We start from the raw sequence: 16,142 nt of genomic DNA, 5'->3' as shown, positions 1-16,142 counted from the left end.
CACCGGCCTTGCGTATGGCGTCAATAAACGTGATCATTTCATTGGCGGTTGCCGGGTCGGCACAACGTACGATATTACTTTCCCGCAGAGCGGTCAGTGCATCGATATCCTGCGTATCCAGGTTTGGTGCCTCAATTTTCCCCACGCCCGAAACGTGTGCGAAAATCCGGATGCCGTACTGTGCTAAATAGCTTTTGGCGATCGCACCGGCAGCAACGCGCGCAGCTGTTTCGCGTGCGGACGAGCGCCCGCCTCCGCGGTAATCGCGGATGCCATACTTCATTTGATACGTATAATCGGCGTGCGACGGCCGGTATTTATCCTGAATATGCGAATAGTCCTTGGAACGCTGATCTTCATTGGGAATAACCAGGGTCAACGGCGTACCGGTAGTACGGCCCTCAAAAACACCCGAAAGGATTTTTGCCGTATCGCTTTCTTTCCGCTGGGTGGTAATTTTTGACTGTCCGGGACGGCGTTTGTCCAATTCAGATTGGATAAACAATTCATCCACTGCGATGTTCGGAGGACACCCATCGATGATGACGCCTACTGCTTCTCCATGTGATTCACCGAACGTTGTGATACGAAATGCATCTCCGAATGAATTTCCTGCCATTATAGTTGCTGCTGCTGATTTATTGCGGGCTAAGATAGGACAAATCCCTGTTGTTTCAAATGTTTCCAGAAATCCGGATAGGATTTTTCCACAACTTCCGGCTCGTTGATCCGCATCTGGTTAAATACGAGTCCCAGCGGGGCAAAGGCCATGGCCATCCGGTGGTCCTCATAGGTGTCGATAACCGGATTAGCGTTTCGGTTTAATCCCCCGGTCTTCAGGTGATATACGGTGCCCTCTTCAATAAGCTCCACTCCGAATTTCCCCAGTTCCCGCTGCAATGCGGCAATACGGTCGGTTTCCTTGATCCGGAGTGTATGCAATCCGGTAAAAGAAAGGTCGTGTTGCAGTGCGGCAGCACAGACGATCACGGTCTGGGCAAGATCGGGGCATTCCTTGAAATCAAATAACGACTTACTCGAATGACTGCTTGTTTTTTGGATGCGTAAACCGCCGTTCTCAAAGGACGAGGCTACACCAAAATGCGACATAATTTCGACGATTGCACTGTCGCCCTGAAGGCTATTGCTTTTCAGGTTGGGCAGAAACAGGTTGCCTTCGCCGGCCAGTGCTACCATCGCATACCAGTAAGAAGCCGCACTCCAGTCGGGTTCAATGGTCAACGTTGCGCTTTTGGCCTGCTGCGGAGCAATGGAGATCACATTATCTTCCCAATGGTGCTGAATACCCACTTCGGCCAGCATCTGCAATGTCATCGTCAGGTAGGGGCGTGAGGTAAGCTCGCCTGCAATCCGGAGCTTCAATCCGTTCGGCATTGCGGAAGCAATCAGCAACAGTGCCGATAGGTATTGGCTGCTCACATCACCCTGTACGGCAACTTCCGCCGTTTGCTGGGCTGACCCACCGGTGATGGACAGCGGCGGAAAACCCGTTTCGCCGGCATACCGGATCGTTGCACCCAGCGTGTTCAGGGCATCCACCAGGATGCCTATGGGCCGCTGTTTCATCCGGGCGCTGCCTGTCAGTAAAAAATTGCCGTTGACCCTGGTCAGGTAGGCCGTCAGGAACCGCATGGCCGTTCCGGCGGGACCCACATCAATCTCGGTTTCGTCGTTGCCGCTCTTTTTTCCGGCCACCGCAGCGGCAGCCAATGCCTGCTGCAGTGTCACCGTGTCGGCCGCGGACGACAAGTTGTTGATCTCGACGCTTCCCCCGCTCAGTGCCTGAATAATCAGTGCGCGGTTGCTTTCACTTTTTGAACCCGTTAGCGCTACTGTGCCGGTCAGCGTTTTCGTAGGATGTGCGACGTTGATGGCTTCTTTATCCATTACGCTTCGGCAATCGGTTTTTCGTTCATGATCTCGTTCTGCTTCCGGATCGACTCATTATGGATCAGTTCAAGCATTTTCACTACAAAATCTTTATCCAGTTTCAGCGCCTGGGCCACGTTGCTGCGCTTATGGATGATCTCGTCCCAACGGTTTACCTGGAGAATCGTCACGTTGTTATCGCGTTTATATTCGCCGATTTTTTCCACGATTTTCATCCGGTCACTCAGGATCTTGATGATTTGATCATCCAGTTTATCAATATCTTTCCGGAGCTCCGCCAGTTTATCTTCAAATACCGGGTCGTCCGATTTGGACTGCCGGAATACAAGATTGCCGAGCATGTCGGACAGGGCCTGAGGGGTCACTTGTTGTTTGGCGTCGGTCCATGCTACCGACGGGTCAATATGCGACTCCACGATAAGTCCCTGCATATCCATATCAAAAGCCTTTTGCGCAATATAAGGGATCAATTCCCGGTTTCCGCAAATGTGACTCGGGTCGTTGATTACCGGAAGTTCAGGTACCAGGGTTTTCAGCTGGATGGCGAGATCCCACATGGGCTCGTTCCGGAAAGCCGTTTTTTCGTAGGAAGAGAATCCCCGGTGAATAGCTGCCAGTTTTTTTATGCCCGCGCGATTTATGCGCTCCAATGCACCGAGCCAAAGCGAAAGGTCGGGATTGACCGGGTTTTTAACCAGCACCGGTACATCAACACCCTGCAGTGCGTCGGCAATTTCCTGTACCGTAAACGGGTTGGCGGTAGAGCGTGCGCCCACCCAGAGAATATCCACGCCGGCGGCCAGCGCTTCTTCCACATGCTTGGCGGTAGCCACTTCAGTGGTAATGGGCAGACCGGTTTCTTCTTTGGCTTTCCGCAGCCACTGCAGTCCGATGCTGCCGATGCCTTCGAACTCACCTGGACGGGTACGGGGTTTCCAGATACCTGCACGCAGTACATTGATTTTGCCAGTATTAGCCAAAAGATGTGCGGTAGCAAGCACTTGCTCTTCTGTTTCCGCGCTGCATGGACCAGCGATGATCAATGGAGCGTCCCCGGTATCAAACCATGATTTTAAGGGTACGATGTCTAATGTCTGTTTCATTGTTTTTTATTTTCGGTTCTTTTTAATTTTCGTTTTCAATTACGTTGCTTTTATCTCAGCATTACACCTTGTCGTTCTTCATGTATTCGCCCATGATGCTGAAATTATTCGTATGTTTCAGGATACGCCGGATGGCGGCCTCATAATCCGACTGATTGGTCCACTCTACATCCACATAAAAGTCATACTCGTTGCGTTTACCCAATACCGGCATAGACTGTATCCGGGTGAGGTTAATGTGCTGCTCCGCGAAGCAGAGTAAAACCTTGGAAAGTGCACCGACACCGTTGCCGGTCTGAAACGATAAGGTCGCTTTATTGACATTCACCTTTTCGTCCGCCTTGTTGGCAAGGATAAGAAACCGGGTGTAATTTTTTTTGTTGGTCTCGATCCGCCGTTCCAGGATGTCCAGCCCATATAACTTCGCCGAAAGCTGGTTGGCAACAGCAGCCGTGTCCTTTAGCTGAAGCTCACTCACTTTTTTGGCGCTGCCCGCGGTATCCTCTCCCTCGGTTACTTTGAACTGCGGGTTTTCCTCCAGGTAATCGCTGCACTGCTGCAACGCAATGGGGTGCGACTCGACAAACCGGATGTCCTGGATCGCCACACCCGGTAATGCCATCAGGTGCAGTTTGATGTGCAGGTATACTTCGCCGATGATGGGGAAACGGTAATCACGAAGCAGGCTGTGGTTGGGCAGCAAGCCGCCGGCAATCGAATTCTCGATGGCCATTACCACGTTGTCTACCTTGCCCTGCTTCAGCAGCTCGCAAGTCTTTTTGAATGACTCACACTCCACCGTCTCGATATCCTCTCCGAAATATTTGTAAGCGGCTTCTTCATGGAAGCATCCCTTTATACCTTGTATGGCTACTTTTAAACTCATATATCAATCAAATAGGCAATAAAAAAAGTCCCGGCCTTTCTCGCCGGGACTTTCTACATTTATATCTTTAACGCTATCAATGCATATCAATCCCGGCTCTTACTGCTAAAGTAAAAGAAACCAAAAAACCAATATGCATTATTACGTGGTATCATCTTCTCTTTTGATGTGCCAAATGTACGCCAACATTTTTTAATTATCAAGAAAAAAGAAAAAAATAATTGACGCTGCTTGCGTTTTTTATAACGCCGGGCAGGTATCGTTGTGAGATTTGTAATTGATGCAGGCTTTTCTACGCCGGCGTTGGCTTGTTCGATAGAAACGTGTAGTTTTGTTATATGATGAAAATGTACTACTCCCTGATTACCTTATTTGTAAGCCTGTTATTTTTCACCTGCCAATCCGGAAAAAGACCGGAAACACCAACGGTGGGTTTTGTTGAGGCATTTGAAGATGCCACCATTTCCCAGGCTTACCAGGGTTTCGTTGCCGCATTGCGCGATAGCGGCTACAGCGAGGATGCCGGCACATTGGAGCTGATTCACCGCAATGCCCAGGGCGATGCGTCTACCTTAAACCAGATCATCAGTTATTTTAACAGTCAGGCATTGGACCTGATAGGCACCAGTACCACGTTGGCAACCGTAGCCGCCATACAGCGGATTACGGATATTCCCGTGTTTCAGACGGTAACTGCCATGCCCGATATTTTGGGATTGCAGGGGGCGGATGGCTTGCCGCCCGCTAACCTGTTCGGTACGGGCGAGAACCTGAATTACATTGATACCTCTTTCGCTGTTATTACGGAAACCATCAAGCCGGCGGGCAATCAGCTGACGGTCGGAATGATCTATAATCAATCCGAACCACAGTCCGTGGATGCCTATGAACGCCTCGACAAACTGGCCGGTCAACTGGGTGTCCGGCTGGTGGCGTTACCCCTTAATTCCTCGGCTGAGGCCCAGCTGGTAATCCGTTCGTTGCTGTCCAATAACATCGACGCTTTTTTTGCCAACCCGGATAATACCGTATTCGCGGCATTTGAGGTAATCCTCAAAAACTGCAGCGATAAGGGGGTGCCGGTGTTCACCAGCGAAGCGGGGCTGGTGGCCCGGGGTGCCGTTGCCGCATATGGCGCCGACATTTACCAATGGGGATACCAAAGCGGTGCGCAGGCCGCCACCTACCTGAAAAGCGGATCTGCAGCGGATCTGAAGGTTGATCTTGTGAAAACGCGTAAACGGGTATACAATCCCGAAGCGGCCCGCACGTATGGGCTCACGTTTACCGGATTCGAAGCCGTACCGGAATAACACCTGTTTTAACCAGCATATGATGAAAAAAATCGGACTATACGCGCTTTTAATAATCCTGATTCAGGTACCCTGCCTGGCAGATGAAAAAGAACAAACGTACGACATTTGTATCTACGGTGGAACGTCGGCAGGGGTGGCCGCCGCTTATACTGCGGCGAAAGCCGGGAAATCAGTGGTGCTCATCGAACCGGGTCAGCTGCTTGGCGGAATGAGTTCCGGTGGTCTGGGACAGACCGACATCGGCAATAAATATGTGGTACGCGGCCTGGCGCTGGATTTTTACCGGAAGATCGGAAAACACTATGGGACATTTGAGCAGTGGATATTCGAGCCTAAGGTGGCAGCGGCCATTTTTAACCAGTACATGGAACAATGTGATGCCGATGTCTACTACGGTCAGGTCCTGCTGAATGTGTCGAAGGCCGGGACGGTGATACGGGAAATTCAGCTGCAGTCGACAGAAAAACTCGGCGAACCTTCGATGACCATCCGCGCGCGCATATTTATGGACTGTTCTTACGAAGGGGACCTGATGGCGAAAGCAGGTGTATCGTATCACGTCGGCCGGGAAGACAATAAGGTATATGGGGAAACGCTGAACGGCGTGCAGCTCCTGGAAGGCCATCAGCTTCCCGATTCCATTGACCCGTATGTGGTACGGGGCGATCCGGCCAGCGGATTGCTGTGGGGAATACAGGAAAGCGAGTTGTTGCCGAAGGGCACAGGCGATAAAAAAATACAGGCCTATAATTACCGGATAACTCTTACCAACGTGCCGGAAAACAGGATCGCTATAGCCAAACCGGATCATTACGATCCGGAACGTTATGAATTGCTTAGGCGACAGAAGGAGAAACAACCCTGGAAGGCACTACGTGATGTGTTCATCTGGAGCCATATGCCCAACGGCAAAACCGATATCAACAACCGAAACGGGTTCTCCACGGATATGATCGGCATGAACTGGGAGTACCCGGAGGCAGACTATGCGCGTCGGCAGGAGATCATCAAAGCGCATGAGGATTACACGAAAGGACTGCTTTATTTCGTAGGGAACGATCCTTCGGTACCCCAGGTTATCCGTGATGAAATGCGGCAATGGGGTTATCCAAAGGATGAATATGTCAACCATAATCACTGGAGTCCCCAACTGTACATCCGCGAGGCCCGACGCATGGTCGGTGAGCTGGTGATGACCCAGCACCATTGCCAGGGCCGCGAAGTGGTGACGGATGCCGTGGGCTATGCCGCCTACACGATGGACTCGCATAATTGCGACCGATTGGTGGTAAACGGAATGGTAAAAAACGAAGGCAATGTCGAGGTCGGGGGCTTCCCGCCGTTTCCGATTTCTTACCGGGCCATTGTACCGAAGCGAAATGAAGTGACCAACCTATTGGTCCCTGTTTGTCTTTCAGCCAGTCACATCGCTTTCGGTTCCATCCGGATGGAGCCCGTATTTATGGTGCTGGGGCAGTCTGCCGCGATTGCCGCTTGCCTGGCCATCGATCAGGATATTGACGTACAGGAGGTCGCGGTTTCCGAACTTCAGGAAATACTGGAGGAAAACCCAAAGGCTGACCATCGGCAGCCAGACGTACTGATCAGTACCACGGATAGCCACGCGGTACAGCTTACCGGCACGTGGGAAAAGGGGAGTAGCGGAGGATACGGCCATTCCTACCTGGAGGCGAACAGTAAAACAGGTGTGAGTACCGCTAAGTTTGTCGCTGCATTGTTGCCTGCGGGGAATTACGATATCTATACCTATTTTCCGCGGACGGCGGAAAGCGCCCCCCAGTTCGATTACACCGTTTATAATGGAAAGACCACGGTCAAAAAGCAGCTGGACCTGTCGGGCGTTGAAATAAAAGGACAAACCTCCAGTACGTGGGTGCCGCTCGGCCGTTATTCCGTTACCGGGGGCGAAGCGCCTGCTTTTGTGGAAATCAGTACAGCGGGTGCTGAAGGCGTGGTTGCAGCCAATGCCATGCTTTTTGTGCCGGTCGACGATCAGCAGTGAGCAGCTGATCCGGCTGTCCTGTTATACCCGGAGCCTTTTTGCTCCGATACAATGACCGCTTGCACTGACCGGCGCTGAGCACACAAGTATCCATATAACCGTGCCTTGGGTGGTCCAATAGTAGACCTGCGGATTGTAATAAGCCTATTATATAAGATAAAGTTGAAGTAAATATGCTTAGACTTGTGCGCGAATTGGCGGCGTCCGTTGTGCTTCCACGTATATTGTTGACCTGGATTCGTAACACCTAAAGTTATACGATTGCTGTTTTTTTGAACCGGAAAATGATGGATACTTTTATTAAATAAGCACGTTCTCCGGTTGGTAGGAGGAGGTTAACCCCTGCTACCGGAAGACATCCGGATGAACCTACGGTGACAGCAGGGTGACACCGCGGTAAGTCTACGGCTAACCGTAAAAAGGGTGGACTCAACGTGGACTCACCGTGGATTTATGGTGGACTCACCCCGAAGCAGTCCGGTCATAAAATAGATCAGGGGACGATGATGTATATGGGATGACGGCTAAGTAATTTATTCGTGATATGGCGATGAAATCCGCCTAACATCGTGCAAAGTCTTTGCGATGCGTTATATTTGATCCGTTGCGACCGGTGCTGGAACGCCGTTAACCGGAACGTTCTGCCGATTCGCAACTAACCAATTAACATATTCACGACAAAGCAGCAATGATGAACCTTAAAACAATTTGGGCAATCTCCTTCTTCTTATGGTTATCGTATACATTACAGGCGCAGTCTGTTTCGGTATACACCGAAAAGCCGGATGACGACGAAGCTGTTTTTTTTACCGGGGAGCAATTCGGAGTCCGTAACGACGGCAGCATGGATGTTTCCGATATTCTGCAAAAGGCCATCATCGATTTGAAAAATACGCGGAATTTCGGCATTCTCTTTATACCGGAAGGAACTTACAAGCTCACGAAAACGATCTATATTCCCAAAGCCATCCGGCTTATCGGATACGGTAGCACCCGTCCGGAATTCATCCTGGCCGCCAATTCCCCGGGTTTTCAGCAACCCCGCGCAGGTGATAAGGGAGCGGCAAATTACCTGTTCTGGTTTGTCGACCGGTACGAGGGGGATGATGAGGAGATCCGGGATGCCGGGGCGGGAACTTTTTACAGTGCCCTTTCCAATGTGAACCTACGCATCGCGGATGGCAATCCGTCAGCGGTAGCCCTGCGCACGCACTTCGCGCAGCACAGTTTTATCAGCCATGTAGATATCCATGCCGGTACGGGAAAGGCCGGGTTGTATGACGTGGGAAATGAAATGGAAAATGTACGTTTCTACGGTGGTGATTATGGAATTTATACCACCAAGACGTCACCGGGATGGCCAATGATGATGGTAGATACGTATTTTGAAGGGCAGCGGAAAGCAGCCATTGCAACCATGGCAATCGGTGATGTGGGACTTACCATCGTCAACATGGAAGCCAAAAACACACCGGTAGTCATTGAGGCCACCCATGCATTTCCCGACAAGATTTTTCTCGAAAACTGCCGGTTTGAAAATATCAGCAGATCGGCATTGGTCTTTAATGAATACAATGCGAAAAATCAGATCAGTGCCCTTCAGGTTGCCTGTCGCAATGTACCGGTGTTTGCCACGATAAAAGGCACCGACAGCACGATTACACGTTCGGACAATATGTACCGGGTAAATCGGTTCGTTTACGGGTTGCACATAGCCGACCTGGGTACCGATGCACAGTATCAGACCATTTTTGAAACGGAAGCGCTGAGCCGGTTCCCGGAGCGGCCTGTCAAGGAAATCCCGGACCTGCCCCCGATGTCCGAATGGGTTAATATCAAGGCACTTGGCGCGGTCGGCGATGGTGTGACCGACGATACCGAGGTGTTCAGGAAAGCATTGGCCACGCACCGGACCATTTACGTGCCCCAGGGGTGGTATGTCATTAGTGAGCCGCTGAAAATGGACGGCTCAACGAAGTTAATCGGCCTGCACCCATTTGCAACGCAGCTGATGCTGAAGGAAAGCACGCTGGCATTCAGTGGTTTTGGCGGGCCGGTGGCGCTGCTGGAATCGGCGTCCGGCGGCCAGAATATGCTCAATGGGATCGGCCTGAATACCGGAGCATATAATTATCGGGCGGTAGGCCTGAAATGGACGGCCGGTGCGGATTCATACGTAAACGATGTTAAATTCGTCGGTGGCCACGGCACCATGCCCAAGGGCAACGCACCCCAGCAGGCATATGCCAACGCGGGTGCAAGAATCAGCACACCCGGACAACCGGTAGTATTACCTGGCATGGACGCGGCGTGGGATAATCAATACTGGAGCTTTTGGGTGACTAATGGCGGCGGCGGGATATTTAAGGATATCTGGACGGCATCCACCTATAATGCCAGCGGTTTATACGTAAGCAACACGGAAACTCCGGGTAAGATCTATGCCATGTCGCTGGAGCACCACGTGCGCAACGAAGCCCGCTTCAATAACGTTGCGAACTGGAAAATGTATGCTTTCCAATTTGAGGAAGAGAGCCGGGAAGGGCATGACGTGCTTCCCCTGGAACTGGTCAATTGCCGCGACCTGATGTTTGCCCACCTTTATTTTTTCCGGGTTATCCGGATGGTGAAACCGGCACCGTATTCGGCGCGGACCTGGAATTGCGAGAACCTGACATTTTATAACGTGCATAATTACTCCCAGATTAAGTATACAACCAACGTGCCGATATACGATGTAAATACGGGTATGGATGTGCGTCCCTGGGAATTTTCCATGTTGCATATCAAAGGCAACAGGTGTCAACCGCCCACCGGTCCTGCACCGGAAGGTATCCGGCAGGTAGCCACGGGATTTGAATTTGCTGAGGGCATCACCCGGGACAGCAGGGGGAATATTTATTTCAGCGATCACCGGCTCCGTCGGATTTATAAATGGTCGGTAGCTACCGAATCTGTGTCGCTGGTGGCTGATTTTCCGTGGAAACCGCTTTCACTGGGCGTGGACACCAAAGACAACCTGCTTGTTGTCTTTCGGTATGATCCCCAGCCCGGGTACCTGGTAAATGGCGAGCAGGAAACCGTACCGGCGCTGCCGGACGCTGCTGGCACATCGTTCAGCGGCTGGGGGAATTCCGGATTCGCAAGCTGGGTATATTCCGTTGACCCGGACAACCCGGACGAAAGCATCCGGCTGTTGCCGAAAGTCCGGTACGGGGCCATGAAAAATATACACAAATTATTGCTGCCGGCAAACCGTTGGCGGATGAACTTTGAAGAAGTATCTGTCTTTACGCCCGAATATGCGTTTGCCGCGCCGGATGGTGTAACCTATATTCCTGAGTTTTATGACCTGGCACGGGCAACGGGTGTAGTGGAAGCATTTCCCGGAAAAAACTATTACTCCACGGATGAGTATTATAAAAAAGTGGCCCGGGTAGCTGTTGGGGCAGATGGAACCTTTAACGATGTTTCCTATGTGATTAACCGGGGAGAATTCAGTACGGTGACAGACGACGCGGGTAATGTGTATGTGGCTGACGGGCAGATCCACGTGTATAATCCGGCCGGCGAACGGATACGGACGATTGATGTGCCCGAACGGCCGGCTACACTGATTTTCGGCGGGAAGGATAATAAGACGTTATTTATTACGGCGCGTTCCTCACTGTATAGCATTCATATTCCCTGATTTTTCCTGGCTTCCCAAAATATTCCGGTGTGAAAACGAACTACAGCATGATAGCAGGTTACCCGCGGGCATTTATGATGCCGGTGCGCGGCTATACCGGGTTGTTCCTCCTGCTGGGCCTTTCCTTTTTTTTCGTCGGGTGCAGCAGGCATGCAGCCGGCGATGCGCTTGACCCGGAGGCCGCACGTAATGCGATGGTGCTTGATCCGGATTTTGACATCGAACTTGTTGCCGCGGAACCGCTGGTCATGGCACCGGTCGCCATGATATTTGATGAATACGGGCGAATGTGGGTGACGGAAATGGATGGTTTCATGCCGGATACGCTGGGTACCGGTGAAGATCTGCCGGTGGGGCGCATTGTGCAGCTTACCGATACAGACGGAGACGGGCAGACCGACAAGCGGACTGTTTTCCTCGATTCGCTGGTTATGCCCCGTGCACTCTGCCTGATCGGCGGCGGGCTGCTGGTGGCCGAACCGCCGAACCTGTGGTTCTATGAAATTGAAAATGACCGTCCGGTGGCCAGGACACTGGTAGACTCGGCTTATGCCGAGGGCGGGAACGTGGAACACCAGCCGAATGGACTGTTCCGTGCGCTGGATAACTGGATATACAGCGCCAAATCCGACTGGCGGTACCGCCGGCTTCCGGATGGTACCTGGCGGAAGGACAAAACACATTTTCGCGGGCAGTGGGGCATCAGTCAGGACGATTGGGGAAGGTTATATTACAACGATAACTCGAGCAATGTTTCAGGCGACTATTTTCCGCCGGGACAGGGCACCGGCAATCCGGACCAGCGCCGGGTGGCGGGGTATGGTGAAGCCATTGTCGGCGATAAACGGGTCTATCCCATACACCCGACCCCGGGGGTAAACCGGGGCTACATGGACGGTATATTGGACAGCGCGGGGCACCTGACAAATTTCACCGCGGCCTGCGGTCCGCTGTTCTACCGCGGCGGACTGATGACCGGGCTGAATGTGTTTGTGGCCGAACCGGCCGCTAATCTGATCAAGTGGAATATCCTGGATACAGCAGGCTACCGGACAACAGGAAAGCAGGCTTATGCGGATAAGGAGTTTTTGGCCAGTCGCGACGAGCGCTTCCGGCCGGTCAACCTGTATAATGGCCCTGACGGATCGATTTACATTTTGGATATGTACCGCGGGATTATTCAGCACAGCACCTACCTTACACCGTATCTGAAAAAGGAGATTGCCGCCCGGGGCCTGGAATTGCCGCTGGGTATGGGACGTATTTACCGGGTATTTCCGAAAACGGCCGACCCACAGCCGGCGAAAATGCCGCAGCATACGGCGGGACTGGTTTCTGCACTGGGCAATGAAAACGGATGGATACGGGATAAAGCCCAGCAGCTGCTGGTCGACCGGCAGGCCGTTGACGCGGCTTCCGCATTGCGTACCGTATTGCGCAGCGATCGATACACGCCGATCCACAGGGTTCACGCATTGTGGACACTCGAAGGGTTAAACAGGTTAACATTGGATGACGTACAGGTACTACTGGAACACCCCCTGTGGCAGGTACGGGCACAGGCACTGGCCGCGATGCCATCGCTGGCATCAACGGTTGCCCCGGCGCGTCTGGTTGCTATACTCGATCAAACACTGAGTCGTAGGGATACCCTGCTTGCCCCGCATGCCGCACTTGCCGCCGCCGCGCTGATACCCAACCTTCCGGACGGAAGCATGGAAAAAATAATGCAATGGGCAGCCGCCTTTGAAATGAACCCTGCGGTGTCCGATGCCCTGATCAGTGGCATGGCCGGACGCGAACCATTCGTTATGCGGACGATGCGCGATACAGCTACGGTGCTTTACCGGCATCTCGCGGTGGTGATGGAGGAGCGGGGCAAACGGGCCACACAAGCCCAGCAGGCCAGCTTGGCAGAACGTTTTCCGACAGGCAGCGCCTTATTTCAAGCAACCTGCCAGCCCTGTCATGGCGCGGATGGCCAGGGAGTCCCGGCCATTGCACCACCATTGGCAGGCTCTGCCTGGGTAACGGGTAATAAGGACCGGTTAATGGCATTGGTATTGTACGGACTTACCGGACCGGTTGACGTTGCCGGCCATACCTACGTGGCGCCTGAAGTAAGCGGCGAAATGCCTGGGATTGCCCATCATCCGACGATGGAGGATGAGGCACTGGCCGAACTGCTGTCTTATATACGCGTGGCATGGGGAAACCGGGCCTCGGTTACTGTACTACCGGAAGAACTCCGCACGATGCGGTCGAGGTTTCATAACCGGACAGCACCTTTCACACAGGAAGAACTGTATCGCCTTTTTGGGAAAGAATAACGGTTCCGGGATGAGCCGTGGCTATCCGTCGGCACATCCGGCGTAGGAAAAACAATAAGTTATCGGTATTCCGGGGTTTTCCTTTATCTTTAAATCCTCGTATACGCCATTATAAATACTTCCTTATGAATACAAGAAGACAATTCATACAAAAAAGTGTGCTGGGTATCTCAGCGGCTGCCCTTCCGGGGCTATCGTCCGGATGGACCGAACCGGTCGACATGTATCCGGAAGCCCGCCCAAGCGAAAGTTTCAACCTGGGAATTGCAGGGTACAGTTTTTTGCATTTCGATCTGGATGCTTCACTGGCCATGATGAAGCGGATGGACGTGCATTACCTGAGTATTAAAGATTTTCACCTGCCGCTGGACAGTACAGCGGAAGCCGTTACTGCTTTTCATCAGAAACTGAAAGCGTTTGGGGTGACGGGCTATGCAGTGGGACCGATTTACATGACCAAGTCGCGTGCTGAAATTGATGCCGGTTTCGAATACGCCAGGCGGGTAGGTGTGAAGCTGATTATCGGTGTGCCGAATAAAGAGGACCTGGAATATATTTCGGAGAAAACAAAGGCGTATGATATCCGCTACGCCATACATAACCACGGTCCGGAAGACAAGCTGTACCCAAATGCAAAAAGCGTTTATGACCTCATCCATAACCTGGATGGCCGGATGGGCCTGTGTTTTGACATGGGACACGACACCCGCGATGGGCAGGATCCGGTTGCCGATCTGGAACGTTATCACAGCCGGATTTTTGATATTCATTTTAAGAACGTAACGGCGGCGACACGGGACGGTAAAACCTGCGAACTGGGCCGCGGAGTCATTGATATCCCCGCGTTTGTGTCCATGCTCCGCAAAATAAAGTATACAGGACAGTGCAGCCTCGAGTTTGAAAAGGACATGAAAGATCCCCTGCCCGGATTGGCAGAGTCTGTAGGCTTTTACCATGGTGTGGTGGCCGCCTTGCCGCGCAGCTAATGGTCTACCCGCATGACACATTATTATGCGAAATAAACTGTATACGTTGAAATAGTAAAAATTGTGACTGTTTTTATATGTTTCCTTTGCTGACTTTTGCATCAAAATAGATGCAATGTCAGCGTTGAATACGATAAAAATAAAAGAAAAAACCTCACAAGGGTGGTTAAATGGCTTTGTCGGCGTGGTATTGTTCAGCGGTTCATTGCCTGCCACCAGGGTGGCTGTATTGGAATTTAATCCTGTGTTTCTAACCGTTGCCAGGGCTTCCATCGCCGGAATACTTGCGCTTATCGCCCTGTTGGTATTTAAGCAAAAACGCCCTGAACGAAAACAGATTTTTCCATTGGTTATTGTAGCCCTTGGTGTGGTGGTCGGTTTTCCGTTATTAAGCGCTCTGGCGCTGCAATACATTACATCAGCCCATTCGATTGTCTTTCTGGGCATACTGCCCATGGCAACGGCTGTATTCGGTATCATCCGTGGCGGTGAACGCCCGAAACCCGCATTTTGGATTTTTTCAGTCATTGGCAGCCTGTTGGTGATGGGCTATGCCGTATCACAGGGGCTTACGGCTTCACCGAAGGGTGATCTGCTCATGCTTGGCGCTATTGTGCTTTGCGGACTGGGCTATGCAGAGGGAGCAAAGCTCACCCGCGCACTGGGCGGTTGGCAGGTTATTTCCTGGGCGCTGGTGCTTTCTTTGCCCGTAATGCTGCCGCTTATGTGCTGCTATATGCCTGTGTCGTTTGGAAACATTAGTGCGGAGGCCTGGGCCGGTCTGGCTTATGTATCGCTGTTCAGTATGTTCATCGGTTTCATTTTTTGGTACCGGGGGTTGGCACAGGGGGGCATTGCAACCGTTGGACAATTACAGTTACTGCAACCTTTTTTTGGTTTGGCATTAGCCGCTTTATTGCTTCATGAAAAAGTAAGCATAGGTATGATTGCCGTAACGCTTGGGGTCATTCTATGCGTGGCAGGCACCAGGAAATTTGCGAAATAAAAATTTCCGAAAAATTGCTGCATAAGCACAAGTTACGCGCTGCACCTACAAGCGTTTGGCTTTCGCTGTGGCTATCATGTAGTGTAGCTGCCGAATCTTTTTATGAAAAAATAATTTTTTCTTAGTACCTTCACCTTCATGATTGGAAGGTGGCTCATACTCCTGCTGATCTCCACCAAAGCCTATACCCAAACCTACACCGGAACACGTCATCAAGCAATGGGAGGCACGGGCACTGCCCTTCAGGAGATATACAGCCTTACGGCAAATCCGGCCGGACTGACCCGGTTGGATCAGGTCGTTGTGCATGTCGCATACCGACAGCATTTTCTTTCTACGGAAATTACCGGTCAAACGGCGCTTTTGGGCATCCCCACCCGGTTGGGTAACCTGGGGATTAGGATCCACCGGTATGGCTTACCGGATGCCTACGAAGCGCTGAATGGAGGGGTTGTTTATGCCAAGCCGCTTGGTCCGAAATTCGCGCTGGCGCTGTCCGTTAATTTTCATCAGTTACGTATTCCCGCGTATCGCGTTGACCGATCCTTTTCGGCTGATGCGGGTCTGCAATACCATATACGCAAGGGCTTGGTCGTGGGGGTACACTATCAGAACGTTGGTAACCGGGGTTTCGACCAGGTAAATGGTACCGTTCCATCGGCACTGCGTATCGGGGTGGGTTATCAGCTCGGTAAAGTGATACTCACTTCGGACGCTGTGTATGACCTGGCGCGAACCCTGGATGGCCGTGCAGGCCTGGAGTATGCGCTGACGGCGGCATTATGGCTCAGGGGCGGGTTCTCGTTGTACCCTTTGCAACAATATGCTGGATTTGGTATTGCATGGGATCACATGGTCGTAGATGTTGCCACTACGTTTCATCCCCGCTT

The 16,142-nt window shown here is 51.9% G+C and carries 11 protein-coding genes; 7 read left to right on the top strand and 4 right to left on the bottom strand.

Features of this window, described 5'->3' with window-relative positions; all coding sequences use genetic code 11:
• From aroC to ABWO75_RS10915, 4 genes are all read right to left on the bottom strand, one after another.
• Positions 1 to 619 (bottom strand): chorismate synthase (gene aroC / locus ABWO75_RS10930; protein WP_353185452.1); only part of this gene is annotated, 619 nt, incomplete at its 3' end.
• Positions 620 to 648: 29 nt separating this feature from the next.
• Entirely contained in the window at positions 649 to 1,908 is a 1,260-nt protein-coding gene (aroA, locus tag ABWO75_RS10925) for a 3-phosphoshikimate 1-carboxyvinyltransferase (protein WP_353185450.1), read from the bottom strand.
• Positions 1,908 to 3,014, bottom strand: a complete 1,107-nt coding sequence (locus ABWO75_RS10920; protein WP_353185448.1) for a chorismate mutase — start codon at positions 3,012 to 3,014, stop codon at positions 1,908 to 1,910. Before ABWO75_RS10920 ends, aroA begins: the two co-directional genes overlap by 1 nt.
• A gap of 61 nt (positions 3,015 to 3,075) precedes the next feature.
• Positions 3,076 to 3,900 carry a prephenate dehydratase gene (locus ABWO75_RS10915; RefSeq protein WP_257657001.1) on the bottom strand — a complete coding sequence of 275 codons (825 nt, stop codon included), beginning with the start codon at positions 3,898 to 3,900 and terminating at the stop codon, positions 3,076 to 3,078.
• 338 nt (positions 3,901 to 4,238) lie between these two features.
• Here ABWO75_RS10915 and ABWO75_RS10910 point away from each other — a divergent pair, with 338 nt between their 5' ends.
• From ABWO75_RS10910 to ABWO75_RS10880, 7 genes are all read left to right on the top strand, one after another.
• A complete protein-coding gene (locus tag ABWO75_RS10910; RefSeq protein WP_353185446.1) occupies positions 4,239 to 5,213 on the top strand; it encodes an ABC transporter substrate-binding protein in 975 nt (324 codons plus the stop codon).
• 19 nt (positions 5,214 to 5,232) lie between these two features.
• A complete protein-coding gene (locus tag ABWO75_RS10905) occupies positions 5,233 to 7,239 on the top strand; it encodes an FAD-dependent oxidoreductase (protein WP_353185444.1) in 2,007 nt (668 codons plus the stop codon).
• A gap of 688 nt (positions 7,240 to 7,927) precedes the next feature.
• Positions 7,928 to 10,930 carry a glycosyl hydrolase family 28-related protein gene (locus ABWO75_RS10900; protein ID WP_353185442.1) on the top strand — a complete coding sequence of 1,001 codons (3,003 nt, stop codon included), beginning with the start codon at positions 7,928 to 7,930 and terminating at the stop codon, positions 10,928 to 10,930.
• A 29-nt stretch (positions 10,931 to 10,959) separates the two neighbouring features.
• Positions 10,960 to 13,260, top strand: coding sequence for a DUF7133 domain-containing protein (locus tag ABWO75_RS10895; RefSeq protein WP_353185440.1), 2,301 nt, complete (start codon positions 10,960 to 10,962; stop codon positions 13,258 to 13,260).
• 125 nt (positions 13,261 to 13,385) lie between these two features.
• Entirely contained in the window at positions 13,386 to 14,246 is an 861-nt protein-coding gene (locus ABWO75_RS10890; RefSeq protein WP_353185438.1) for a sugar phosphate isomerase/epimerase family protein, read from the top strand.
• Between the two features lie 115 nt (positions 14,247 to 14,361).
• Positions 14,362 to 15,252: a DMT family transporter gene (locus ABWO75_RS10885; RefSeq protein WP_353185436.1), complete on the top strand. Its 891-nt coding sequence runs from the start codon at positions 14,362 to 14,364 to the stop codon at positions 15,250 to 15,252.
• Between the two features lie 138 nt (positions 15,253 to 15,390).
• Positions 15,391 to 16,142: PorV/PorQ family protein (locus ABWO75_RS10880; protein WP_353185434.1), on the top strand; the 752-nt coding region annotated here is incomplete at its 3' end.

The sequence above is a fragment of the Parapedobacter lycopersici genome (genome assembly GCF_040395035.1).
Classification (GTDB): Bacteria; Bacteroidota; Bacteroidia; order Sphingobacteriales; family Sphingobacteriaceae; genus Parapedobacter; species Parapedobacter lycopersici_A.
This window is presented reverse-complemented; position numbering and strand designations above follow the sequence as displayed.

Bases quoted from the DNA above. Each gene is read 5' to 3' on its own strand.
- aroA (WP_353185450.1), bottom strand. From the start codon at position 1,908: ATGGATAAAGAAGCCATCAACGTCGCACATCCTACGAAAACGCTGACC.
- ABWO75_RS10920 (WP_353185448.1), bottom strand. From the start codon at position 3,014: ATGAAACAGACATTAGACATCGTACCCTTAAAATCATGGTTTGATACC.
- ABWO75_RS10915 (WP_257657001.1), bottom strand. From the start codon at position 3,900: ATGAGTTTAAAAGTAGCCATACAAGGTATAAAGGGATGCTTCCATGAA.
- ABWO75_RS10910 (WP_353185446.1), top strand. From the start codon at position 4,239: ATGATGAAAATGTACTACTCCCTGATTACCTTATTTGTAAGCCTGTTA.
- ABWO75_RS10905 (WP_353185444.1), top strand. From the start codon at position 5,233: ATGATGAAAAAAATCGGACTATACGCGCTTTTAATAATCCTGATTCAG.
- ABWO75_RS10900 (WP_353185442.1), top strand. From the start codon at position 7,928: ATGATGAACCTTAAAACAATTTGGGCAATCTCCTTCTTCTTATGGTTA.
- ABWO75_RS10890 (WP_353185438.1), top strand. From the start codon at position 13,386: ATGAATACAAGAAGACAATTCATACAAAAAAGTGTGCTGGGTATCTCA.
- ABWO75_RS10885 (WP_353185436.1), top strand. From the start codon at position 14,362: ATGTCAGCGTTGAATACGATAAAAATAAAAGAAAAAACCTCACAAGGG.